Raw genomic sequence first — 1,115 nt, forward strand, 5'->3', positions numbered from 1 at the left:
AAAGAGCAATTTCAACGTAACAAACTGCACGTAAACGTGGGCACCATCGGTCACGTTGACCACGGTAAAACCACCCTGACTGCAGCAATCACCACCGTTCTGGCTAAAACCAACGGCGGCCAGGCGCGTGCGTTCGACCAGATCGACAGCACCCCTGAAGAAAAAGCACGTGGTATCACCATCAACACTGCACACGTTGAGTATGAAACCCCGTCTCGCCACTATGCACACGTTGACTGCCCGGGCCACGCCGACTATGTGAAAAACATGATCACCGGTGCTGCGCAGATGGACGGCGCGATCCTGGTTGTTGCTGCGACTGACGGCCCAATGCCGCAGACCCGTGAGCACATCCTGCTGGGTCGTCAGGTAGGCGTTCCTTACATCATCGTGTTCCTGAACAAGTGTGACATGGTTGATGACGAAGAGCTGCTGGAGCTGGTTGAGATGGAAGTCCGTGACCTGCTGTCACAGTACGACTTCCCGGGCGACGATACTCCAATCGTTCGCGGTTCAGCACTGAAAGCGCTGGAAGGCAACCCAGAGTGGGAAGAGAAGATCGTTGAGCTGGCTAACCACCTGGACAACTACATCCCGGATCCGGTTCGTGCTATCGACATGCCGTTCCTGCTGCCAATCGAAGACGTATTCTCAATCTCTGGCCGTGGTACTGTAGTAACCGGTCGTGTTGAGCGCGGTGTTGTTAAAGTCGGCGACGAAGTTGAAATCGTGGGTATCAAAGATACGGCGAAATCAACCTGTACCGGTGTTGAAATGTTCCGCAAACTGCTGGACCAGGGTCAGGCAGGCGAAAACTGTGGTGTTCTGCTGCGCGGTATCAAGCGTGAAGACATCCAGCGTGGTCAGGTTCTGGCGAAGCCAGGCACCATCAAGCCACACACCAAGTTCGAGTCAGAAGTTTACGTTCTGTCTAAAGACGAAGGTGGCCGCCATACTCCGTTCTTCAAGGGCTACCGTCCACAGTTCTACTTCCGTACCACTGACGTGACCGGTTCAGTAGAGCTGCCAGAAGGCGTTGAAATGGTTATGCCAGGCGACAACATCAAAATGGTTGTTACCCTGATCCACCCAATCGCAATGGACGAAGGTCTGCG

At 54.3% G+C, this 1,115-nt stretch carries 1 protein-coding gene; it reads left to right on the plus strand.

The features are described from left to right. Positions 1-1,115 (plus strand): elongation factor Tu (tuf, locus tag C7433_RS23490; RefSeq protein ID WP_110269063.1); only part of this gene is annotated, 1,115 nt, incomplete at both ends.

Origin of the sequence: Pantoea sp. PNA 03-3 (assembly GCF_003201175.1) — a bacterium.
In the GTDB taxonomy this organism is placed as follows: domain Bacteria; phylum Pseudomonadota; class Gammaproteobacteria; order Enterobacterales; family Enterobacteriaceae; genus Pantoea; species Pantoea stewartii.